Source organism: Actinomycetospora sp. ABD4_176, assembly GCF_056311855.1.
Genome location: NZ_CM149974.1, coordinates 1417744 through 1440205 on the forward strand (window position 1 = coordinate 1417744; position 22462 = coordinate 1440205).

At 73.6% G+C, this 22462-nt stretch carries 21 protein-coding genes, 1 tRNA gene and 1 pseudogene; 7 read left to right on the top strand and 16 right to left on the bottom strand.

The window, feature by feature from the left end; translation table 11 throughout:
* Positions 1 to 45: 45 nt before the first annotated feature.
* From ACYX4T_RS06900 to ACYX4T_RS06915, 4 genes and pseudogenes are all read left to right on the top strand, one after another.
* A pseudogene (locus tag ACYX4T_RS06900) lies at positions 46 to 159 on the top strand (XdhC family protein); the annotation flags it as partial.
* 311 nt (positions 160 to 470) lie between these two features.
* Positions 471 to 953 carry an XdhC family protein gene (locus ACYX4T_RS06905; RefSeq protein WP_476013814.1) on the top strand — a complete coding sequence of 161 codons (483 nt, stop codon included), beginning with the start codon at positions 471 to 473 and terminating at the stop codon, positions 951 to 953.
* Entirely contained in the window at positions 950 to 1831 is an 882-nt protein-coding gene (locus ACYX4T_RS06910; protein WP_476013815.1) for an AAA family ATPase, read from the top strand. Before ACYX4T_RS06905 ends, ACYX4T_RS06910 begins: the two co-directional genes overlap by 4 nt.
* Positions 1821 to 3005 carry a vWA domain-containing protein gene (locus ACYX4T_RS06915; protein WP_476013816.1) on the top strand — a complete coding sequence of 395 codons (1185 nt, stop codon included), beginning with the start codon at positions 1821 to 1823 and terminating at the stop codon, positions 3003 to 3005. Before ACYX4T_RS06910 ends, ACYX4T_RS06915 begins: the two co-directional genes overlap by 11 nt.
* Before the next feature lie 20 nt (positions 3006 to 3025).
* On the opposite strand, the gene ACYX4T_RS06920 is transcribed toward ACYX4T_RS06915, so the two are convergent.
* The 6 genes from ACYX4T_RS06920 to polA form a co-directional block, all read right to left on the bottom strand.
* Positions 3026 to 3631, bottom strand: coding sequence for a GTP-binding protein (locus ACYX4T_RS06920; protein WP_476013817.1), 606 nt, complete (start codon positions 3629 to 3631; stop codon positions 3026 to 3028).
* Positions 3621 to 4001: a DUF742 domain-containing protein gene (locus ACYX4T_RS06925; protein WP_476013818.1), complete on the bottom strand. Its 381-nt coding sequence runs from the start codon at positions 3999 to 4001 to the stop codon at positions 3621 to 3623. The genes ACYX4T_RS06920 and ACYX4T_RS06925 overlap by 11 nt, the downstream gene beginning before the upstream one ends.
* Positions 3998 to 4420, bottom strand: a complete 423-nt coding sequence (locus tag ACYX4T_RS06930) for a roadblock/LC7 domain-containing protein (RefSeq protein WP_476013819.1) — start codon at positions 4418 to 4420, stop codon at positions 3998 to 4000. The genes ACYX4T_RS06925 and ACYX4T_RS06930 overlap by 4 nt, the downstream gene beginning before the upstream one ends.
* Positions 4417 to 6489, bottom strand: a complete 2073-nt coding sequence (locus ACYX4T_RS06935; protein ID WP_476013820.1) for a sensor histidine kinase — start codon at positions 6487 to 6489, stop codon at positions 4417 to 4419. The genes ACYX4T_RS06930 and ACYX4T_RS06935 overlap by 4 nt, the downstream gene beginning before the upstream one ends.
* A 453-nt stretch (positions 6490 to 6942) precedes the next feature.
* A complete protein-coding gene (locus ACYX4T_RS06940; RefSeq protein ID WP_476013821.1) occupies positions 6943 to 8430 on the bottom strand; it encodes a flavin-containing monooxygenase in 1488 nt (495 codons plus the stop codon).
* A gap of 85 nt (positions 8431 to 8515) precedes the next feature.
* Positions 8516 to 11206 carry a DNA polymerase I gene (gene polA / locus ACYX4T_RS06945; RefSeq protein ID WP_476015207.1) on the bottom strand — a complete coding sequence of 897 codons (2691 nt, stop codon included), beginning with the start codon at positions 11204 to 11206 and terminating at the stop codon, positions 8516 to 8518.
* 161 nt (positions 11207 to 11367) lie between these two features.
* On the opposite strand from polA, the gene ACYX4T_RS06950 reads away from it, so the two are divergent.
* Positions 11368 to 11811: a PaaI family thioesterase gene (locus tag ACYX4T_RS06950; RefSeq protein WP_476013822.1), complete on the top strand. Its 444-nt coding sequence runs from the start codon at positions 11368 to 11370 to the stop codon at positions 11809 to 11811.
* Here ACYX4T_RS06950 and ACYX4T_RS06955 read toward each other — a convergent pair.
* The 8 genes from ACYX4T_RS06955 to ACYX4T_RS06990 form a co-directional block, all read right to left on the bottom strand.
* Positions 11808 to 12527, bottom strand: a complete 720-nt coding sequence (locus ACYX4T_RS06955) for an ABC transporter ATP-binding protein (protein WP_476013823.1) — start codon at positions 12525 to 12527, stop codon at positions 11808 to 11810. The genes ACYX4T_RS06950 and ACYX4T_RS06955 overlap by 4 nt on opposite strands.
* Positions 12524 to 13456, bottom strand: coding sequence for an ABC transporter ATP-binding protein (locus ACYX4T_RS06960; protein ID WP_476013824.1), 933 nt, complete (start codon positions 13454 to 13456; stop codon positions 12524 to 12526). Before ACYX4T_RS06960 ends, ACYX4T_RS06955 begins: the two co-directional genes overlap by 4 nt.
* A complete protein-coding gene (locus ACYX4T_RS06965; protein ID WP_476013825.1) occupies positions 13456 to 14625 on the bottom strand; it encodes a branched-chain amino acid ABC transporter permease in 1170 nt (389 codons plus the stop codon). Before ACYX4T_RS06965 ends, ACYX4T_RS06960 begins: the two co-directional genes overlap by 1 nt.
* On the bottom strand, positions 14622 to 15563 hold the full coding sequence (locus ACYX4T_RS06970) for a branched-chain amino acid ABC transporter permease (RefSeq protein ID WP_476015208.1): 942 nt from the start codon (positions 15561 to 15563) through the stop codon (positions 14622 to 14624). Before ACYX4T_RS06970 ends, ACYX4T_RS06965 begins: the two co-directional genes overlap by 4 nt.
* Positions 15564 to 15792: 229 nt before the next feature.
* Entirely contained in the window at positions 15793 to 16992 is a 1200-nt protein-coding gene (locus ACYX4T_RS06975) for a branched-chain amino acid ABC transporter substrate-binding protein (RefSeq protein ID WP_476013826.1), read from the bottom strand.
* 211 nt (positions 16993 to 17203) lie between these two features.
* Complete coding sequence (locus ACYX4T_RS06980; protein ID WP_476013827.1) at positions 17204 to 18424, bottom strand: branched-chain amino acid ABC transporter substrate-binding protein; 1221 nt, start codon at positions 18422 to 18424, stop codon at positions 17204 to 17206.
* A 166-nt stretch (positions 18425 to 18590) separates the two neighbouring features.
* Positions 18591 to 19229, bottom strand: a complete 639-nt coding sequence (locus ACYX4T_RS06985) for an ANTAR domain-containing response regulator (RefSeq protein ID WP_476013828.1) — start codon at positions 19227 to 19229, stop codon at positions 18591 to 18593.
* Between the two features lie 219 nt (positions 19230 to 19448).
* Positions 19449 to 19525, bottom strand: a tRNA-Leu gene (locus ACYX4T_RS06990).
* A 129-nt stretch (positions 19526 to 19654) separates the two neighbouring features.
* On the opposite strand from ACYX4T_RS06990, the gene ACYX4T_RS06995 reads away from it, so the two are divergent.
* Positions 19655 to 20413, top strand: coding sequence for a hypothetical protein (locus ACYX4T_RS06995; protein WP_476013829.1), 759 nt, complete (start codon positions 19655 to 19657; stop codon positions 20411 to 20413).
* On the opposite strand, the gene serA is transcribed toward ACYX4T_RS06995, so the two are convergent.
* Positions 20410 to 21609, bottom strand: coding sequence for a phosphoglycerate dehydrogenase (serA, locus tag ACYX4T_RS07000; RefSeq protein WP_476013830.1), 1200 nt, complete (start codon positions 21607 to 21609; stop codon positions 20410 to 20412). The genes ACYX4T_RS06995 and serA overlap by 4 nt on opposite strands.
* Positions 21610 to 21796: 187 nt before the next feature.
* Here serA and ACYX4T_RS07005 point away from each other — a divergent pair, with 187 nt between their 5' ends.
* Positions 21797 to 22129 (top strand): GYD domain-containing protein, encoded by a 333-nt coding sequence (locus ACYX4T_RS07005; RefSeq protein ID WP_476013831.1) that lies wholly within the window; start codon positions 21797 to 21799, stop codon positions 22127 to 22129.
* Positions 22130 to 22144: 15 nt separating this feature from the next.
* On the opposite strand, the gene ACYX4T_RS07010 is transcribed toward ACYX4T_RS07005, so the two are convergent.
* A complete protein-coding gene (locus ACYX4T_RS07010; RefSeq protein WP_476013832.1) occupies positions 22145 to 22462 on the bottom strand; it encodes a winged helix-turn-helix transcriptional regulator in 318 nt (105 codons plus the stop codon).

Consider the following 22462-nt stretch of genomic DNA (forward strand, 5'->3'; position numbering starts at 1 on the left):
GTCCTCCGTCGTGCCGGGGCGCTGCGCGACGCCGGGACGCCCTTCGTGCTCGCCACCGTCGTCCGGGCCCAGAGCCCCACGAGCGCCCGGGCCGGCGACAGCGCGCTCGTCCTGCCCGACGGCACCCTCGAGGGGTTCGTGGGCGGGGCCTGCGCCGAGACGACGGTGCGGGTGGAGGGGCTGCGCCTGCTGCGCGACCGCAGCTCGACCCTGCTGCGGATCGTCCCGACCGACGGGGACGCGGCGACCGGACCGGCCGGCGGTGGGCCGGCGGAGCGCGAGGGGGTCATCACGGTCGACAACCCGTGCCTGTCCGGCGGCACCCTCGAGATCTTCCTGGAGGCCATGGTGCCGCCGACCGTGGTGCACGTGTACGGCGACGGCCCGGTGGCGCGGGCCCTGGTGCGGATCGGCGAGGCCATGGACTTCGACGTCCGCGCCGGCGGGGACCCGTCGTCGGCCTCGTCGACGTGGGCGACCTCCTCCCCCCGGCGGCCGTCGTCGTCGCCGCGCACGGGCGCGACGAGGAGGAGGCGCTGGACGCCGCGCTGCGCGCCGGCGTGCCCTACGTGGCGCTGGTCGCGAGCCGGACACGAGGGACGGCCGTCCTCGACGCGCTCGACCTCACGCCGTCGGAGCGCGCCCGGGTGCGGACCCCGGCCGGTCTCGACCTCGGCGCCACGACGCCGGCGGAGATCGCCCTCTCGATCTACGCGGAGATGGTCGCCGGCCGGGAACGGGTGGCCCGGCCGCCCGCGGCCGTGGACCACGGGGACGGCGCCGGACCGGTGGTCGACCCGGTGTGCGGGATGGCGGTGGCCGGCGCCGCGGCCGACCCGTCCGCGGTCGTCGACGGCCGGACGTGGTGGTTCTGCGGCCCGGGCTGCCGGCGCGCGTTCCTCGACGACCCGGCGCGGTTCACGGCCGTCGACCTCGCGGCGGGCCGCTCGTGACGGCGCTCCCGACCGACGTCGCGTCGCTGCGGTCCGCGCTGGCCGCGACCGGCTACCTCGCCGACGACGGGCTGGGCACCGCGCTGTTCCTCGCCGTCGCCCTGCGCCAGCCGCTGCTGCTCGAGGGCGAGCCGGGCGTCGGGAAGACCCGCGCCGCCCTCGCCCTGGCCGAGGTCGTCGACACGCCGCTGGTGCGTCTGCAGTGCTACGAGGGGCTCACCGCGGCCGAGGCGCTCTACGAGTGGAACCATCCCCGCCAGCTGCTCGCCATCCGGCTCGCCGAGAGCCGAGGTCAGCCGCTGGACGACGACGACCTGTTCGGCGAGGAGTTCCTGCTGGCGCGACCGCTCCTCGCCGCGGTCACCCACCCCGGGCCGCGACCGGCCGTCCTGCTGATCGACGAGGTCGACCGCGCCGACGACGAGTTCGAGGCCCACCTGCTCGAGCTCCTCGCCGAGGGCGCGGTGACCATCCCTGAGCTCGGCACCCGGCGCGCCGTGCACCGACCCGTCGTCGTCCTCACCTCGAACCGGACCCGGGACCTGCACGACGCGCTCACCCGGCGCTGCCTGCACCACGCGATCCCGCATCCCGACACCGCCGCGGTCGAGTCGATCATCCGCGTCCGGGTCCCGGAGGTCGGCGACGTCCTCGCCGACCAGGTCGCCCACGCGCTGGCCCGGCTGCGGGCCGCCGCCCTGCTCAAGCCGCCGGGCCTCGCCGAGGCCATCGACTGGGTGCGCGCCCTGCACGCGCTCGGCGTCGAACGGCTCGACGCCGAGCAGGCGCGCCGCACGCTGGGCGCCGTCGTCAAGCACGACGAGGACCGCGAGCTGGTCCTGCGGGCGGGGCTGGAGTCGGTCGTCGGTGGCCCCTGACCGCGCCGGCCCCGACCTGGCGACCCTCGCCGCCCGGTTCGCCACCGCCCTGCGGCGCGTGGGTGTGCCCGTCGACGTCGGGCAGGCGACACGGTTCGCGGCCGGTGTCGTCGCGGCGGACCCGGCGAGCACGCGGGAGCTGTACTGGGTCGCACGCGTCACGCTGCTCACCGACCTCGCCCTCCTCCCCGCCTTCGACGCGGTGTTCGGGGCGGTGTTCGGGGCGGGCGACCCCACCGAGACGGCCGGCCCCACCGATCCCGCGGACGCCCGCGGTGACGAGCACGCGCCGCCGCCCGTCGCCGACCCGGCCCGGGGCACCGCCGCGACCGGAGGCGTCCCCCGGGTCGACCCCGCCACCGGCGAGGCCTCCGCGGACGACGACCCCCGGCCGGTGCCGATGGCCGCCAGCGCGGCGGAGCGTCTCGGCGCCCGCGACTTCGCCGACCTCTCCCCCGCCGAGCTCGCCGCCCTCACGGTGGCGATGCGCCGGTTCCGCGTGGCCACCCCCTCGCGCCCGTCCCGCCGCAACCGGGCCTCGCCGCGCGGCGACACGGTCGACCTGCGGGCGACGCTACGCCGGGCCCGTCGCACCGGCGGACACCCGGTGACGCTCGCCCGGCGGACCCGGCGCCCGCGCCCGCGGCGGCTGGTCGTGCTGTGTGACATCTCCGGCTCGATGGAGCCGTACGCCCGCGCCCTGCTCCAGATGCTGTGGTGCGCCCGGGTCTCGTCACGCGCCGAGATCTTCACCTTCGCCACCCGCCTGACGCGGCTGACCCCGGCCCTCGCCCGGCGCGGACCGGAGGACGCCCTCGCCCGCGCCGGCAGCCTCGCGACGGACTGGTCGAGCGGCAGCCGCATCGGCGAGTCGATCGCGGAGTTCACCCGCCGGTGGGGGCGGCGCGGCATGGCCCGCGGCGCGGTCCTGCTCGTCGTCTCCGACGGCTGGGACACCGGCGACCCGGCGCTGCTCGGCCGCGAGATGGCCCACCTCCATCGCCTCGCCCACCGCGTCGTGTGGGCCAACCCGCGCACCGCCCGGCCGCACTTCCAGCCGCTCGCCCGCGGGATCGCCGCGGCGTGGCCACACTGCGACGCCGTGGTCAGCGCCCACCGCCTCGACGCACTCGACGATCTCCTCGAGGCGCTGCGCGGCGATCGCTCGGGCTGAGTCGCCCGGTCCCGCAACGGTCAGGCGGCCTCCGCGAGGGCGTGCTCCACCAGCGAGATCAGGGCCGCCGTGCAGGAAGTGCCGTCGCGCGCGTCGACGTGCACGAGCGGGCAGCCCGGCGGCACGGCGAGCGCGTCCCGCACGGCGTGGTCGTCGATCCCCTCGGTGCCGGGGAAGTCGTTGAGCGCGACGACGAACGGCACGCCGCGGTTCTCGAAGTAGTCGACGGCGGCGAAGCACTCGTCGATGCGTCGCAGGTCGACGAGGATCACCGCTCCGACGGCACCGCGAGCGAGCTCGTCCCACATGAACCAGAAGCGCGACTGGCCCGGCGTGCCGAACAGGTACAGCACCAGGGCGTCGTCGATCGTCACGCGACCGAAGTCCATCGCCACGGTGGTCGTGGTCTTCTCCGGCACGGCGCTCGTGTCGTCGATCCCCTCCGACAGGCTGGTCATCTCCTGCTCGGTGGACAGCGGCGGGATCTCCGACAGGGCTCCGACGAGGGTCGTCTTCCCGACCCCGAACCCGCCGGCGACGAGGATCTTCAGCGGGAGCAGCTCGGCCTGCGCCGCCTCCGGCCCGCCGCGCGCCACGCCACCGTCGGGGGCGTGGTCATCGTGCACGGAGACCATCGAGGAGCCTTTCCAGGAGTTCCCGACGGGGGCGGCCGTCGGTCCCGACGAGGGGCAGGTGGACGGCGAGGTGGTCGTCGGCGGCGAGGTCGCTGACGAGCACCCGCGCCACGCCGAGGGGGACCTCGAGCAGCGCCCCGATCTCGGCCAGCGACTGCGGCCCCGTGCTCGCCTCGATGATCGCCCGCGACTCCGGCGGCAGGCCCGCCGCCGCGGCGAGGCCGGACTCCGTGGCGGTCACCAGGGCCTCGATCGGCATGTCGGCACCGCGCGCCGATCGCGTGCGGCCGGCGGTGAACGCGTAGTTCGGGACGACCCGCCCGCCGTCGCTGCGGGTGTCCTCCCGGCCGTCGACGCTCACGGGGCTCCCCGGCCGGGGCCTCCCGGCGACCTCGCGGGCGACGGCGTCAGGGCGTGCCCGACCCGTGCCGCGAGCAGCGTCATCTCGTAGCCCACGAGCCCCATGTCGGCGGCGCGCGTGGTCACCACGGCCAGCGTCGAGCCGAGGCTGATCGCACTCGCGAACAGGTACCCGCCCGCCATCTCGACGATGGTCTGGGTGACGGGCTCCCCGTCGAGGAGGGTGGCGGTGCCCCGCGCCAGGCTCACGAGGCCCGACACCGCCGCGCACATCTGGTCGGCGAGCCGGGGATCGACCCCGTTGCTCACCGCCAGGCGCAGCCCGTCGGCGGACACGACGAGCACATGCCGCACGCCCGGCGTGGCGGTCGCGAAGTCGGACAGCAGCCAGTCCAGCCCGTCGTCGGTCGGGGTGCTCATGGCTGCCTCCTCGTCGTCTCGCCGTCGCCGGACGGGCCGCGCCGGCCCTCGGTGTCCACCTCGTCGGCGCCGCGGTCCGCGGCGGGACCCCCGTCGATCTCGGAGCGGGCGACGGCGCGGCTCGCCTGGTAGGCCGACAGGGCCTGCACCGCCCCGAGGCCCCCGGGCCCAGAGCCGTCGGGAGGGGTCGCGCCCGCCGGCGCCGGCGCCGGCCCCGGCTCGTCGTCGGAGCCGGGGGGCGCTCCGCCCGGACGCACGAGCTCGGGCGCGAGATGGGTCTGCGGTGTGCGCCGGGCGAGGACGACCCCCGACCGCCCGGGGGTCCCCGGGGCCTGCCCCGGCACCCGGCGCGGCGGCGGGGCCGCCGCCGGCATGCGACCGGGGGGATGACCCGGTGAGCGATCCGGGCGGGCCGCCCGGACCTCCGGACCGTCCCCGGTGACGGCGGGCGAGGGCGGCGGCGGTACGACGATCGGGTGGATCAGCCCGGGACGCGGCGCGGGCGGCGGCGGCGTCGGTGGCGGGTGCTCGACGGTGGTGTGCCCGTCCCCGCCCGCCCCGTGCTCGTGGCCGCCGGCCTCGCCCACCTCGCGGGACTCGGGGGGCCCGGGCGGCTCCCCACCCGAGGCGGCCGCGTGCGCTCCGGGCGGCGCCGGTGGCCCGCCCGCCCGCCCGGACGTCGGGCCACCTCCGGGCCAGGCGTGGCGTCCACCCGCGCCCACCGGGTCGCGCCCCGGGTGGCCGTCGTCGTCGGCGCCGCGTCGTGGCATCGGGACCGCGGAGTCCGCGGAGGAGCCGGGGCCCGGACCCGGCGTCGACGCAGCCGGCTCCGCGAAGAGGGCGGGCGGCAGCACGACCACCGCGGTGACACCGCACCCGGGCGTCGGCGTCAGCGAGACCTCGATCCCGTGCCGCGCCACGAGGCGCGACACCACGTGGAAGCCGAGCCGCCGCGTCGCCGCCAGCGCGTCGACCTCCTGCGGGCGCGCGAGCAGGTCGTTGGCCGCCGCCAGCTCCGGCGGCGGCATCCCGGCGCCCGTGTCCTCGACGACGACCAGGAACGCGCCTGGCCGGCGCCGGTCGGCGCGGCTCTGCACCACCACCGGCGCGGACGGCGGGGAGGAGCGCACCGCGTTCTCGACCAGCTCGGCGACCACGTGGGTCAGGTCGGCCACCGCACTCCCGACGACCCGCAGGCGCTCGTCGACCACGAGGGTCACCCGGTCGAGCTCCTCGGTCTCGGCGACCCCGGCGCGCACGACGTCCCGCAGCGCGACGGGGGCCGACCACACGCGGGCGGGCTGCTCGCCGGAGAGCACGAGCAGGCTCTCGGCGTTGCGCCGCACCCGGGTGGCGAGGTGGTCGAGCCGGAACAGGTCGGCGAGGACGTCCGGGTCGCGCTCCCGCTCCTCGAGGTCGTTGATGATCTCCAGCTGGCGGTGGAACATGCTCTGGTTGCGGCGCGCCAGGTTGAGCAGCAGCTCCGAGGTGAACTCCCGTCGACGGACCTGCTCCCGCGACAGCGCCTCCGCCCGGGCCACCAGGTGCTGTTGCTCGTCCTCACCGAGTCGCGCGACGACGGCCACCCCGGCGCACGCCGCCACGACCGCCACGCCGTGGACCAGCCACCATCCCCCACCGAGCGGTCCGGCGGAGGACGTCGCGACGGCGAGCCCGGTGCCCGCCACGGCCGCCCCGGCGAACCCGGCGAACGGGATCCACGAGCGGTAGAGGGCCACCGCGGCGACGAGCACGAAGAAGGAGAACTGCGCGGCAGGGGCGCCCTCGCCGAGGGCCACCAGCCCGGCGCAGGAGGCCCCGAGACCGCCGGCGACGACGAGCGGACCGCCCCGGTGGTCCGCGCCGACCCGGAGACCCACGAGTCCGGCGAGCAGCGGTACGACGACGGCGAGCGCCGTCTCCGGCGCCGGGGCGCCGGCCGCGAGGCCGACGACGGCCGCGATCGGCACGACGGCGAGCAGGAACCCGTTCAGGACACGGTGCCGGCCGGACCGGGCAGCGGCGTCCAGCGTGTCCCCGCGAGGGAGATAGTCCAGGACAGGGACCATGTGCTGCGGGTCGCCCTCCTCGTTGCCACATCGGTGGTGAGGGTGCCGAACCGTACACGCAGCGTTGACCATGGCCGCGCAGAGAAGCCCCGAAGCGCTGATGAGACGGCCGCCGACCGACCAGCTCGTCACGCTGCGTCGATGTCGGTCGGGCCGTCAGCCTCCGGACGAGGGGGAGGTCGAGGGCCGGGCGGACCCCTGCCCGGTGCGCCGTTCGGCGACGCGGCCGTCCCGACCCGAGTGGGCGGAAAGCATACGAAAGATTCCCGCTCTGCGCCGATCGGGGCGCCTCGACGGCCGCACAGAGGAACGGCGCCGCGTGAACGGCGGCATCGACGCTTGCATCAGGTCGTTCGTCGGCCGCCGCACGCGCCGTGCACGGACGACCACGAAGGGTGAGCCGACTCGCGCGTCGCGGACGGGTCCCGCACCGCCCGGCCGGGGCCGGCGCGGTCAGCCCGCGGCGCGGTCCTCGGCGGGCACCCGGGCGGCGCTCGCCGGCACGAACCGCATCACCTCGTCGTCGACCCGGCTGCGCCGCAGCGACACGGCGTCGACGGCGTAGTTCATCGCCAGCCGCCAGGGCGCGCGCGTGCCCTGCTTGGGCAGCTCGTCGATCGAGCGCTGCACGTAGCCGGCACCGAAGTCGAGGAACGGGGCCTCGTCGACCGACGGGTCGCGCTCGGGCACCGCGACCCCGAGGCCGCTCCTCCGCAGGTGGCGCAGGAGCCGCACGACGTACTCGGCCACGAGGTCGACCTTGAGCGTCCACGACGCGTTCGTGTAGCCGATCATGTACACGAGGTTGGGCACGCCGGAGAGCATCATGCCCTTGTAGGCCATGATGTCGGGCAGGTGCAGCACCTCGCCGTCGACGACGATCTCGGCGCCGCCGAACATCTGCAGCGTCAGCCCGGTCGCGGTGACGACGATGTCGGCCTCGAGCTCGCGGCCGGAGGCGAGCCGGATGCCCGTCTCGGTGAAGGTGTCGATCGTGTCGGTGACGATCTCCGCGTCGCCGCGCCGGACCGCCCGGAACAGGTCGCCGTCGGGGACCATGCACATGCGCTGGTCCCACGGGTCGTAACGCGGGTTGAAGTGCGTGTCGACGTCGTAGCCCGCGGGCAGTGCCGCCTGCGTGGCCTTGCGCAGCAGCCCCCGCACGAACCGCGGGAAACGCTGGCTGATCTGGTACAGCGCGATGATCTGGGCGATGTTCTTCGCGCGCGTGAGCGGGTCGGCGATCGCGCGGGGCAGCCAGCGCGAGAGGGTCGCGGCGACGGGGTCGGTGCGCCCGATCGAGAGGACGTAGCTCGGCGAGCGCTGGAGCTGCGTGACGTGGGCGGCGGCGCCGTCGCCCTCGAGCATCGCCGGGACGAGCGTGACGGCGGTGGCCCCGCTGCCGATGACGACGACGCGCCGGCCCGCGTGGTCGAGCTCGGGGTCCCACAGCTGCGGGTGCACGACGGTGCCGCCGAAGCGGTCGATGCCGGGCAGGTCCGGGGTGTAGCCGTGGTCGTAGCGGTAGTAGCCCGAGCACATGAGCAGGAACGAGCACGTCAGCGGCGCCTGCCCCGGGATCTCCAGCGTCCAGCGCTGGGCCTCGGAGTCCCACGACGCGCGGGTCACGCGGTGCCCGTAGCGGATCCTGCGGTCGACGCCGAACTCCTGCGCCGTCTCGCGGACGTAGGAGAGGATCGACGGGCCGTCGGCGAGCGCCGTCGCGCTGCTCCACGGGCGGAACCGGTAGCCGAGGGTGTGCATGTCCGAGTCGGACCGGATGCCCGGGTACCGGAAGAGGCTCCAGGTGCCGCCCAGGTCCTCGCGGGCCTCGAGCACCGCGTAGGAGTGGTCGGGCAGCTCGCGCTCGAGGTGGCAGGCCGTCCCGATGCCGGACAGGCCCGCGCCGACGATGACCACGTCGAGGTGCTCGGTACTCACGCGTACCACCGTAGCGCGCGGTACCGTCGCGTACCAGTGCGGCGGCTCCTCGCCGCGGACCTCCGCTCCGGCCCGGCGGCTGCGGCTAGTGCGCCGCCTGGTCCCAGGACCGCCCGAAGCCCACCGACACCTCGAGCGGCACGTCGAGCTCGAAGGCCGCGCCCATCTCGCGGCGCACCAGCTCGGTGACCTGCTCCTTCTCCTCCGCCGCGACCTCGAGCACGAGCTCGTCGTGGACCTGGAGCAACATCCGCGAGCGCAGGCCCTCGTCGCGCAGCGCCTGGTGCACCCCGAGCATCGCGACCTTGATGATGTCGGCCGCGCTGCCCTGGATCGGGGCGTTGAGCGCCATCCGCTCGGCCATCTCGCGACGCTGGCGGTTGTCGCTCGTGAGGTCGGGCAGGTAGCGGCGCCGGCCGAGGATCGAGCTGGTGTAGCCGTCCTTGCGCGCCTGGCCGACGACCTGCTGCAGGTAGTCGCGCACCCCGCCGAACCGCGCGAAGTACTCCTCCATCAGCTCCTTGGCCTCGTCGGTGGAGATCCGGAGCTGGGCGGAGAGCCCGTAGGCCGAGAGCCCGTAGGCGAGGCCGTAGTTCATCGCCTTGATCTTGGCGCGCTGGGCCGGGGACACCTCGTCCTCGCCGACGGCGAACACCCGCGCCGCCGTGGCGGAGTGGAAGTCGTACCCCGACTGGAACGCCTCGATCAGCGCCTCGTCGCGCGAGAGGTGCGCCATGATGCGCATCTCGATCTGCGAGTAGTCGACGGTCATGAGCTCGGCGAACGCGCCGTCGGCGGAGTCCGACCCCACGACGAACGTGTCGCGGATGCGCCGGCCCTCCGCGGTGCGCACCGGGATGTTCTGCAGGTTGGGCTCGGTGGAGCTCAGCCGCCCGGTGCGCGCGATCGTCTGGTTGAACGTCGTGTGGATGCGCCCGTCGTCGCTGCACGACTCGAGCAGGCCCTTGACCGTCACCCGCAGCCGCGTGGCGTCGCGGTGCTCGAGGAGGTGCTCGAGGAACGGGTGGGGGTTCGACTCGTTGAGCGTCTGCAGCGCGTCCGCGTCGGTGGTGTAGCCGGTCTTGGTGCGCTTGGTCTTCGGCATCTCCAGCTCGTCGAACAGCACGACCTGCAGCTGCTTGGGCGAGCCGAGGTTGATCTCCTTGCCGATGACGTCGTACGCCTGCTGCGCCGCCGACTGCACGCGCGCGGAGAACTGCGACTCGAGGTCGTGCAGCGCGCTGACGTCGACCGCGACCCCGGCGGCCTCGAGGTCGGCGAGCACCGCGAGCAGCGGCAGCTCCAGCTCGGTGAGCAGCGCGGTGCCGCCGAGCTCGGCGAGGTCGGCGTCGAGCTTGTCGGCGAGGTCGTACACCGCCCGGGCGCGCAGCATCTCGGCCTGGGCGAGCGCGGTGTCGGCCTCCTCCTCGCCGCCGTCGAGGGTGAGCTGGTCGCCGCCCTCGCTGCTGTCCTCGACGCGCAGCTCGCGGCGCAGGTAGCGCAGCGCGAGGTCGGCGAGGTCGAAGCTGCGCTCGCCGGGCCGGGCGAGGTAGGCCGCGAGCGCGGTGTCGCTGGTGACCCCGTCGAGCCGCCAGCCCCGGGCGCGCACCGCGTGGCTCGGCCCCTTGACCTCGTGACCGGCCTTCGGCACGTCGACGTCGGCGAGCCAGGCGGCGAGCGCCTTCTCGTCCGCCTCGTCGACCGCCCTGACGTCGACGTACGCCGACTCGCCGTCGGCGGCCGCGAGCGCGATGCCCTCGAGGTCGCCCGTGCCGTGCGCCCAGGTGCCCCGGAAGGCGAGGCCGACGCGGCTGCCGTCACGGGCGTGGTCGGCCAGCCAGTCGGCCACCGCGCCGGTCTCCAGCGCCGCGCCGCGGACCTCGAAGCCCTCCTCGGCCTCGGGCTCCGCCGCGGTGAGCGTGGAGAACAGCCGCTCGCGCAGCACGCGGAACTCGAGGTTGTCGAACAGCTGGTGCACCGCGTCGCGGTCCCACTGCCGGACCACCAGGTCGTCCGGGCCCATCCCGATGCCCTCGACGTCGCGGACCAGCTCGGTGAGCTGGCGGTTGAGCACCACCGACGACAGGTGCTCGCGCAGCGCGTCGCCGGCCTTGCCCCGCACCTCGTCCACCCGGTCGACCAGCGCGTCGAGCGACCCGAACTCGCGGATCCACTTCTGCGCCGTCTTCTCCCCCACGCCCGGGATGCTCGGCAGGTTGTCGCTCGGGTCGCCGCGCAGGGCCGCGAAGTCCGGGTACTGCGCCGGGGTGAGCGTGTAGCGCTCCATGACCTGCTCGGGGGTGTAGCGCACCAGGTCCGACACGCCCTTGCGCGGGTAGAGCACCGTGACGTCGTCGGAGACCAGCTGGAACGCGTCCCGGTCGCCGGTACAGATCGACACCGTCATCCCCTGCGCGACCGCCTGCGTCGTCAGCGTGGCGATGAGGTCGTCGGCCTCGTAGCCCTCCACCGCGAGGACCGGGATCGCCAGCGCGGCCAGGATGTCCTTGATCAGGTCGATCTGGCCGCGGAACTCGTCGGGCGTGGAGCTGCGGTTGGCCTTGTAGGCCGCGTAGGTCTCGGCGCGGAACGTCTGGCGCGAGACGTCGAACGCGACCGCGACGTGCGTGGGCTCCTCGTCGCGCAGCAGGTTGATGAGCATCGACGTGAAGCCGTAGACGGCGTTCGTCGTCTGCCCCGTGGTGGTGTTGAAGTTCTCGGTGGGCAGCGCGAAGAACGCCCGGTAGGCCAGCGAGTGCCCGTCGAGCAGCAGCAGCCGCCCGCGCCCGCCCGCCGGCGCGTCCGGGGTCGTCTCGAGCTGGCCTGAGGTCGGCGCTGCCGTGCTGGTCGGAGCCACACGCCGAGTCTAGGCGCGACCCCCGACACACCCCGGCCGCCCGGGCAGCCCCGGTCCCGGGCCCGCCCTACCCTGCGGGGATGACCAGCTCCTCGGCCCCCGAGTCCGCTGCGGTGCCCGACATCGAGGTCCAGTACCCCGATGAGCAGCTCGCCGCGCGGATGGGCATCGAGATCACGGCGTGGGACCCCGACCGGGTCGTCGGGACCATGCCCGTGACCGGCAACCGGCAGCCCTTCGGCCTGCTGCACGGCGGCGCCAACGGCGTGCTCGCCGAGACCCTCGGCTCCACCGCCGCCGCGCTGCACGGCTGGCCCGAGCGCGCGCCCGTCGGCCTCGAGCTCAGCTGCACCCACCACCGCTCGGCGCTGGACGGGAAGGTCACCGGCGTCTGCACGCCGCTGTCGGTCGGGCGCACGATCGGCACCTTCGAGATCGTCATCAGCGACGACGAGGGCCGGCGCGTCTGCACCGCGAAGCTGACCTGCGTCTATCGCTCCCGCCCGCCGGGCGGGACGGGCTAGCTCACCCCGAGGTACGCGTCCTGGATCGTCGGGTCGGCGAGGAGCTCCGCCCCGGTGCCCGAGCGCGTCACCTCGCCGGTCTCCATGACGTAGGCCTCGTGCGCGAGCCCGAGCGCCTGGGTGGCGTTCTGCTCGACGAGCAGCACCGTCGTCCCCTGGGCGTTGATCTCCTCGATGACGCGGAAGATCTGCGCGATGAACTGGGGCGCGAGCCCCATCGACGGCTCGTCGAGCAGCAGCAGGCGCGGGCGGGCCATGAGCGCGCGGCCCATGGCGAGCATCTGCTGCTCGCCGCCCGACAGCGTCCCGCCGGCCTGGGAGCGGCGCTCGGCCAGGCGCGGGAAGAGCTCGTAGACCCGCTCGAGGTCGGCGGCGAACTCCGGGCTGCGCCGGTCGTCGCGCAGGTAGGCGCCCATGTCGATGTTCTCGGCCACGGTCATGCCCGGGAAGATCCCGCGACCCTCGGGCACCTGGCTGATGCCCTTGCCCACCCGCCGGTCGGCGCGGATCGCGGTGAGATCCTCGCCCTCGAAGCGCATCGACCCCGACTGCAGGCCGAGGATCCCCGAGATCGCCTTCATCGTCGTCGTCTTGCCGGCGCCGTTCGCGCCGATGAGCGCGACGATCTGGCCCTCCTCGACGCGCAGGGAGATCCCGCGCAGGGCCTGGATCCGCCCGTAGGCGACGTGCACGTCCTCCAGCTCGAGCATGCTCATGCGTCCTCCTCCCGCGTGCCGGCGGGGGCCTCGTCGACCGCGCCGCCCAGGTACGCCGCGATCACCGCGGGGTCGCGGCGGACCTCGTCGGGCAGGCCGTCCGCGATCTTGCGGCCGAAGTCGAGCACGACGAGGCGGTCGGTCACGCCGAGCACCACGCGCATGTCGTGCTCGACGATGACCACCGTGTAGCCGTCGTCGCGGATCTTCAGGATGAGCTCGGAGAGCGCGTCCTTCTCCGTGGCCGAGAAGCCCGCCGCCGGCTCGTCGAGGCAGAGCACCTTCGGCTCGGTCGCCAGGGCCCGCGCGATCTCCAGACGACGCTGGTCGCCGTAGGGCAGCGCCGTCGCCTTGTCCGCCGCGCGGTGGGCGATCCCGACGAACTCCAGCAGCGCCATGGCCTTCTCGATGCCCTCCCGCTCCTCGCGGCGGTGCCGGGGCAGGCGCAGCAGCGCGCCGGGGATCGACGTCCGGTGGCGCGCGTCGGTGCCGACGACGACGTTCTCCAGGGCCGTCATGGCTCCGAAGAGCCGGATGTTCTGGAACGTGCGCGCGATGCCTGTCTGGATGATCCGGTAGCGCTTCATCGTCGCGAGCGAGCGGCCCTCCAGGCGGATGTCGCCCTCGGACGGCCGGTAGACCCCCGTCATGACGTTGAAGCAGGTGGTCTTGCCGGCACCGTTCGGCCCGATCAGGCCGAGGATCTCACCGCGCCGCACGTCGAACGACACGTCGTCGAGCGCGGTCAGACCGCCGAAGCGGACCGTCAGCCCGTCCACGGCGAGCAGCGTCTCGCCCATGCCGACCGTGATCTCGCGGGCCGGGGCGACGGCGCTCGACACGTCGGCCTCGTGATCGGCCCGGGTCGTCGCGTCCATGTGCTCGAGGTCGGTGAGCAGGCCCTCCCTGGTCGGCTCCCCGGCCGTCATCACTCACCACCCCCGCGCGGCGAGGTGCCGGCGTGGTCGTCGGGCGTCACCTCGGGCAGGTCCCCGGTGGCCCTGCTCGAGGCCGACATCCCGGAGGGGGCGACGCCGGTGGGCGCGCCGAACAGCTTCTGGTACGCCTCGCGGCCGTAGGCCAGCAGGTGCTGACGCATCCCGAGCAGACCCTGCGGGCGGAAGGCCATGAGGACCATGAGCGCGACCCCGAACACCAGGAAGCGGTACTGCGGCTCGAACTGGAACCGGTCGGGGATGTAGGACACGAGGAACGCGCCGACGATGACGCCGACCTTGTTCCCCGCACCCCCCAGCACGACGGCGGCGAGGTAGAGGATCGACGTGGCCACGTCGAAGCGCTGGTTGTTCACGTAGCCGACCTGCGCGGCGAACAGCGCTCCCGACAGGCCGCCGACCGCGGCGCCGATGGCGAAGGCCCAGATCTTGAAACGGTAGGTCGGGACACCGGTGAGCTCGGCGGCGTCCTCGTCCTCGCGCACCGCGATCCAGGCGCGGCCGACCCGGGAGCGTTCCAGGTTCCCCATCAACATCAGCACGATGACGATCAGGCAGACCGCCAACCAGTAGAAGCCGAGGACGTCCGTCTGCGTGAACACCGGCGACCCGTCCGGGTACGAGGCCTCCGGGCGGGCGATGTTCTGGAAGCCGCGGTTGCCGCGCAGCGGGTCGATGTTGTCCGCCAGCAGCCGCACGATCTCGCCGAAACCCAGCGTCACGATCGCGAGGTAGTCGCCGCGCAGCCGCAGCGTCGGCGTCCCCAGGATCACCCCGGAGATCATCGTGACCAGCATGGCGATCGGGACGATCACCAGCCACGGGTAGCGCACCCCGAGGATCGAGTCGGGGCTGGAGAGCAGCGCCGTGGTGTAGGCGCCGATCGCGAAGAAGCCCACGTAGCCGAGGTCGAGCAGACCCGCCTGCCCGATCACCACGTTGAGCCCGATGGCGATCAGCGCGAGCACGGCCGCGTTGAACAGCGCGATCGGGAAGTCGGTGGCCGGCTCGGTCGTGATGATCGGCGGGTTGAGCACCGGCAGCCAGAGCAGGAACACCACGACGGGGATCAGCAGACCCCACTGCTGGAACCGGCTGCGCGCGTTCCAGAACGTCGAGACCTGCGACATCCGTTCCCTCATGCCCGCGACCTCGCCAACGACTCGCCGAGGATGCCGGTGGGGCGGAACATCAGCACGACCACCAGGAGCACGAAGGCCACGATGTCACGCCAGTCGCCGCCGAACAGGCTCTGTCCGTAGTTCTCGGCCACGCCCAGGATCAGCCCCCCGAGCAGCGCGCCGCGCAGGTTGCCGATCCCGCCGAGGACCGCGGCGGTGAACGCCTTGATGCCCAGCAGGAAGCCGCCGTTGTAGACCGCGCCCTGCGGGATCGTCATCAGGTAGAAGAGCCCGGCGACACCGGCGAGCACCCCACCCACCAGGAACGTGATCGTGATGACCCGCTCGCGGTTGACGCCCATGAGGGTCGCGGTGTTCGGGTCCTGCGCGACCGCGCGGATGCCGCGGCCGAGGCGGCTGCGGTTCACGAAGGCGTCCGCGACGAAGAACATCGCGAGCGACGCCACGAAGATGATGATCTGCAGGTTCGTCACCGGGGCACCGAAGACCGTGAAGACCGGGGACGGGGGGAGCAGCCGGATCGTGCCCTCGGGGTTCGAGCCCCGCCAGATCCGGATCACCTGCTGGAGCACGAACGAGGCGCCGATCGCGGTGATGAGGAACGCGAGCCGGGGCGCGTTGCGCCGTCGCAGCGGCCGGTAGGCCGTGCGTTCCAACAGGATCGCGGCGAGCCCCGAGACGGCCATGCCGACCAGCCCGGCGAGGACGAGGTCCACGATGATGAACCCGAGCGGCAGGTTCGGGATCGCTCCGGGTTCGAAGCCGAGGGCCAGGAACGTCAGGTACACCCCGAACACGCCGAGGATGAAGATCTCGGAGTGCGCGAAGTTGATCAGCTGGAGCACGCCGTAGACCAGCGTGTACCCGAGGGCGACCAGCGCGTAGATGCTGCCGTAGGCCAGACCGTTGATCGTGTTGGCCCAGAACCGGTCGATCATCAGACCGACGTCGAAGTTGATCCAGGGTTCGGTGCTCGCGGCCAACGGCGCCGCGTGTGCGAGTACCGCGAAGGAGGAGATGACGCGCTCCCCGAGAGCGTCGGGCGCCGCTGGGCGCGGGAGTGTTCGGTGTGGCGGGACGGTGCCGGGCGCGCGCGCCGGGGCGCCGACGGCCGCCGGCCGCGCCCCTTCCGCGACGGTGCGGAGGAGGCGCGGCCGGCGGGGTCGATCAGATCTGGCTGTCGGTGACGATCTGGTTGCCCTGCACCCGGTACATGTAGACCGGGGTCTGGGAGAGCTCGCCGGTCGGGCTCCACTGGAACCGCTTGGTGAGGCCCTGACCGTTGTAGGTGCGCACGAAGTTCAGCAGCGCCGCCCGGTCGGCCGCGCCACGGTCGATGCCCTGGAGCAGGATCGTGGTGGCGTCGTAGCCCTCGGCCGAGTAGGTCTGCGGCGGGACGCCGAAGGCCTGGGTGTAGGCGTTGGTGAAGTCGGTGAAGCCCTCCTGCGGCACGCACGGGCAGGACAGCAGGGCGCCGTCGGCGGCGCCGGCGGCGTTGACGACGAACTGCTCGTCCTTCACGCCGTCGGGGCCGATGAAGGGGGTCTGCACACCGGCGTCCCGCAGCTGCTGGACCAGCGGCGCGGCCTCCTGGTAGTAGCCCGAGTAGAAGATCGCCTGCGGGTTGGCCTGCTGGACCTGGCCGATCACCGCGGAGAACTCGCGCTGGTTGGTGCGGACGTCCGCCTGGCAGCTGGCTGCCGGACCGAGCGCCTGGGTCACCTGCTGGGCGAGCCCGATGCCGTAGTCGGAGTCGTCCTTGATGACGCAGACGTTCTGCGCGTTGAGTCGCTGCTGGATGTAGCGGGCGACCGCCGGACCCTGGACCGCGTCGTTGCCGAGGCCCCGGAAGAAGTTCGTCCAGCCGTTCGTCGTCAGCGCCGGGTTGGTGGCCGACGGGGTGATGTTCACGAGGCCGGCGGCGTTGAGGGCCGGGCCGACCGCACGCGACTCGCCGGAGAACGGCAGGCCCACGACGCCGAGGACCTGCGGGTTGTTGATCACCGCGGTGACCGGGCCGACGGCGGTGTCCGGCGTGCCGCCGGTGTCGGCACGCACCAGGGTGACCTGGCAGTTGGGGTTCGCCGCGTTGTGCTGGTCGACCGCCAGCTGGACCGCGTTGACGATGGCGATGCCGAGCGCCGCGTTCTGCCCGGCGATGGTGCCCGCGTAGGCGATCGACGTGCCCGGCGCGCAGCGCCCCTGGCCGTCACCGGCCGGCAGCACCGCGTCGGTCGGCTGGCTCGGTGCACCCGCCGCCGGTCCCCCGCCCTGCTGCTCACCGCCCCCCTGGTTGGCGCAGCCGCTGAGGACCAGGGCCACCGCCGCCACGAGCGCACCCGCGGCTGCGAGCCGTCGTCGGATCACGTCCACCTCCGTCACCTGCGGTCAGATGTCGACGTCGGGTCCGCGTGATCGCTCGCCCTGTCGGGTGTGGAAGGTATAGGGCGCGTGAAGGCACTCGCGCAAGCGGAAGGCCCTCGTGGTCGGACCGTGACGTCCGATCAGCCGCGGACCCGCTCGTGATCGGGACGGAGATCCGCTGGTCGGGCTCCGTCGGCGGGCTCGGTCAGCGGACTCAGTCGGCGGGGCCGACGACCGACCAGCCGCCGGCCTGCACCCGGTAGACCGTGACCGCGTCGCGGCTGACGTCGCCGAAGCGGTCGAACGACAGCGGCCCCGTGACGCCGTCGCCGTGGAAGCCCTGCACCGCCCGGACCATCTCCGGGCGCACGGCCGGGGTCCACTCGCCGTCGTCGCCCAGGGTTCGGACGGCGGAGTCGATGACCACGTTCGCCGCGTCGAACGTGAAGGCGCCGTACGAGCCGATGCTCTCGGGGTAGCCGGCGCGGCGGTAGGCGTCGACGAACTCCCGCGCGGCCGGCAGCGTCTCCGGCGGCGGGCCCACCGACGTGCCGAGATCGCCCTCCCGGCCCCCGGAGGTGACGTAGCCGGGGTTCACGATGCCGTCCCCGCCCATCACGGGCGCGGTGACGCCCCCCGCCGCGAGCGCCGCCGACAGCGGACCGCCTTCGGGGTACTCGCCGCCGTAGAAGACCGCGTCCGGCCGCGCGGCGGCCACGCGCGCGACGACCCCGTCGCGCGCCGACCCGGGCGGGGCGGTGACGCGGACCGCGACCTGGCCGCCCTCGGTGACGAGCTGCTTGGCGAACTCCTCGGCGATGCCCTCGCCGTAGGTCTTGCCGTCGGAGACGACGGCGACGCGGCGCCGGTCCTCGACGCGCGTCAGGTACGTCGCGGCGGCCGGTCCCTGCACGGCGTCGGTCGCGACGGTGCGGAAGAACGTCCGGTACTGCCGCAGCGGGGCGGTCACGGCGTTGGCGCCGCGGGTCAGCGACGTCGCGGTGCTACCGGGCGAGATCTGCACGATGCCCGCGTCGCTGAGCACGGGCTGGATCGCCTGGGCCACCGACGAGTTGAAGGGGCCGAGCACACCCAGGAGCGACGGGTCCTGGGCGAGCGTCCGGGCGGCCGCGGCGCCGGTCGCCGGGTCGGCGCGGTCGTCCTGGCTCTGCACGGCGAGGTGGTAGCCGGGCACCGCGCAGCGCGCGTTGGCCTGGCTGACGGCGAGGTCGGCGGAGTTCTTCATGCCGAGCCCCACCGCGGCGAGCTCGCCGGACAGCGGCGCCACCAGGCCGACGACGAGCGTGCCGCGGCTCGTGTCGCAGTCGCCGCCGTCGCCCGACGACCCGCCGGCACCCCCGCACCCGGCGAGGAGGACGACGGCGGCCGTGAGCGCCGCGACCGTGCCGAACCGACGTCGCCGTCGCGCGCCCACTCGCCTCAACCCCTCGCCGTCCGGTGCGTGGCGAGGGCCCACGGTAGGTCACGGCGGAGTGACGGCCGCGCAGGGGACGGTAGGGACGCGTCTGTCCTGGTCAGCGGCCTGGCGCACGGTTGGGCGAGTGCCTGTCACCCGGTCGGGGCACTCACGCTGCGTACTGTCAGCCGAACGTCTCGACGACGGCGTCCGCGACGGCCTTCATCGTCGTGCGCCGGTCCATGGCGGTGCGCTGGATCCAGCGGAAGGCGTCGGGCTCCGACATCTTCTTCTTGGCCATGAGCAGGCCCTTGGCGCGCTCGACGGCCTTGCGGGTCTCGAGCCGCTCGGTCAGCCCCGCGACCTCGGCCTCCAGCGCGGTGACCTCGGCGAACCGCGAGGCGGCGAGCTCGATGGCCGGCACGACGTCGGTCTTGGAGAACGGCTTGACCAGGTAGGCCATCGCGCCCGCGTCACGTGCGGACTCGACGAGCTCGCGCTGGCTGAACGCGGTGAGCATGACGACGGGCGCCAGCCGCTCCCCCGCGATCGTGCGTGCGGCCTCGAGCCCGTCGGTGCCGGGCATCTTGATGTCCATCATGATCAGGTTCGGGCGGAGCTCGCGGGCGAGGCGCACGGCCTCCACGCCGTCGCCGGCCTCGCCGACGACCTCGTAGCCCTCCTCGCGGAGCATCTCCACGAGGTCGAGCCGGATGAGCGCCTCGTCCTCGGCGACCACGACGCGCAGCCCGGCGGGGACCTGGTCCTCCGCCTGGTCCGGAGCGCTCGCGGTCTCGGTGATGGTGTCGGCCGACTGGCTCATGAGCGGCTCCTCGGTGATCGCCTCGTCGCGCCGCCCTCGTCGGGCCGCCCCGGTGAGACCTGGGAGGAACGGCCGGCCTGTCCGGGCCGCGGCCGGTGGGCCGGCGACGACCGTCGGAGCAGGCCGTGTCGATTCAGGAGCGTACCTGCCGAATCGCCCCACCCCGACGGTGACGCTTGCCTCCCGAGCGCGGGGTAACGCGCGTGGAAACGGATCTGTTGGTGCCCCCGGTGGGACTCGAACCCACACTGGACGGATTTTGAAGCCGCGGCCTCTGCCGATTGGGCTACGGGGGCGTGGTCTGTTCGGCGTACAGGGCGCGGGACGGCCCGCCGCTGACCCGAGCATAGACGCCGGCTAGGACGCGGTTCCGGCGGCACCTCGCGGCCCGGAGGAACGTCGGGGGGCCCCGGCACCCTGTTGCTGTGCATCCGGACGAGACGGTCGACGCTGCCCTGGACCTCCACGCGGAGGGCCTCGACGCCACGGAGATCGGTCGACGCCTGCGGGTCGCCAAGAGCACGGTGCAGTACTGGTGTCGAGGAGGGCGACGGGCTCTCGCCCGGGTGCCGGCTTCGTCCTGCCCCCGGTGCCACGGTCTACCGCTCGACGAGCCCCGGTACGCGTACCTCCTCGGCCAGTACCTCGGAGACGGCCACATCAACGTGCCCCGTCGCTCGGTCGCGGCCTTGGGAGTGTCGTGCGCCGACGTCTGGCCCGGTGTGCGCGCCGAGGTGCAGGAGGCGATGCGGATCACCCTGCCGGCGTCGTCGGTACACCTCGTTCGTCGCACCGGCTGCCACGTCGTCACGAGCTACTCCAACCACTGGCTCTGCTTCTTCCCGCAGTACGGGCCGGGCATGAAGCACACCCGCGCGATCGTGCTGGAGCCGTGGCAAGAGCTCATCGCCGAGCAGCACCCCGGCCCGCTCGTCCGCGGGCTCATCCACTCCGACGGCTGCCGGGTCACCAACTGGACGCTGAAGAAGACGTCGTCCGGGGTGGTCCGCTACGAGTACCCCCGCTACTTCTTCTCCAACAAGTCACTCGACGTCCTCGCCATCTGCGAGGCGGCCCTGGACCGACTCGACGTCGCTCATCGGCGCTCCCGCTGGGACTCCGTCTCCGTGGCACGCCGGGAGGCCGTCGCGAAGCTCGACGAGGTCGTCGGACCGAAGTACTAGGACGCCCAGGACCGCAACCACACCGTGTGGGACGACCGGCGCAGGTCCGACAGCGCCTCGTCCGGGATGGCGCTCTCGGTGTCGGTGAGCACGTAGCCGCGCTCGCCGCGGGTCGCCAGCGCCTGGCTGACGACGTTGACGCCGTGGTCGATGATGACCTGGTTCATCCCCGCCAGCACGCCCGGGGTGTTGGTGTGCAGGTAACCGGTGCGGAAGGCGCCCGGCGCGGCGGGCAGGGCGACCTCGGGCAGGTTCACCGACAGCGCGGTGATGCCGCCGTCGACGAACCCGATGAGCTTGCCGGAGACGAACCGCCCGATCTCCTCCTGCGCCTCCTGCGTGGAGCCCCCGACGTGCGGGGTCAGGATGACGTTGTCGAGCCCGCGCAGCGGCGACTCGAAGACGTCGCCCTGGGCCTTGGGCTCGATCGGGAAGACGTCGATCGCGGCGCCGGCGATGTGGCCGGACAGGATGTGCTCGCGCAGCGACGCGTCGTCGATCACCATCCCGCGCGAGGCGTTGATGAAGATCGAGCGCGGCTTCATCTGCGCGAACTGCTCGGCGCCGAAGAGGCCGGCGTTCCCGGGCCGGCCGTCGACGTGCAGGCTCACGATGTCGGCCTCGGCCAGCAGCGCCTCGAGCGAGTCGACGCGGCGGGCGTTGCCGTGGGTGAGGCGGTCGGCGGTGTCGTAGAAGATCACGCGCAGCCCGACGGCCTCGGCCATGTTCCCCAGCTGGGTGCCGATGTTGCCGTAGCCGACGATGCCCAGGGTGCGCCCGCGGAACTCGTGGCTGCCGCGCGCCGACTTGTCCCAGATGCCCTCGTGCATGCGCTGGGTCTTCTCCGGCAGCCGCCGCACCAGCGCGATGATCTCGCCGAGCACCAGCTCGACGACGCTGCGAGTGTTGGAGAAGGGCGCGTTGAAGACCGCGACGCCGCGCTCGGCGGCGGCGGGGAGGTCGACCTGGTTGGTGCCGATGCAGAAGCAGCCGACGGCCAGCAGGTCCTTGCCGGCGTCGAGGACGTCGGCGGTGATCGTGGTGTTGGAGCGGATTCCGAGCAGGGACACGCCGGGCAGGGCGTCGGCGAGCTCGGGCCCGCTGAGGGAGGACGAGCGCACGTCGACCTCGAAGCCCCGGGACCGGAAGGCCTCGGCGGCGTCCGGATGGATGTTCTCGAGGAGCAGCACCTTCACGGGGTGAAGGGTAGGCCCGTGCGTCAACGTGGACAGCGGTCCCGGCTGCAGGTCGTGACATCCACGTGACGACACTGCGGCCCCGGGCCACCCGTGTGGCCCAGCACGCCGCCACCTCGCCGGTGGGACAGTGACCCGACGTGACGTCCGACACGGACGTCCGGGATGCGACCGCCGGGGGTGCGCCATGGCCAAGTTCATCGTCTTCTTCAACTACACCGAGGAGAGCTGGGCGAAGATGATCGCGAACCCGGGTGACCGGGTGGCGGCCGTCCGCGCCGCCGCGCAGTCGCTCGGCGGCGACGTCGACTCGGTGTACTACATGTTCGGCGAGCACGACGGGTTCGTCATCGCCGACATGCCCGACTCCGCCTCCGCCGCCGCCATCTCGATCGCGGTGTCGAGCAGCGGAGCGGTCCGGAACCTCTCGACCCACGAGCTCATCGCGCCCACCGAGATCCCCGCCGTCCTCGAGAGGGCGGGCACGGTCCAGGGCGCCTACCGGACGCCGGGGAGCTGACGATGCGTCGCGCCCTCAGCGAGGTCGGCGGTCCCGGCTGCAGGTGGTGAGCGCCTCCAGCAGCGGGGCGAGGCGCCGGCCCTCCGCGGAGAGCGCGTACTCGGTGCGGGGCGGGCGGGTGTCGAGCACCCGCCGCTCGAGGAGCCCCGCCGCCTCGAGATCGGCCAGGCGCGCCGCGAGCGTCGCGGGCGGCACCTGGCCGAGGGCCTGCTCGAACTCCGAGAACCGGACCGCACCGAGGTGCGCGGCGTAGAGCACCGAGAGCGACCAGCGTCGCTCCAGCAGTGCGGTCAGCGCGCGCACCTCGGGCGGTACCGGCTCCCGTGAGCACAT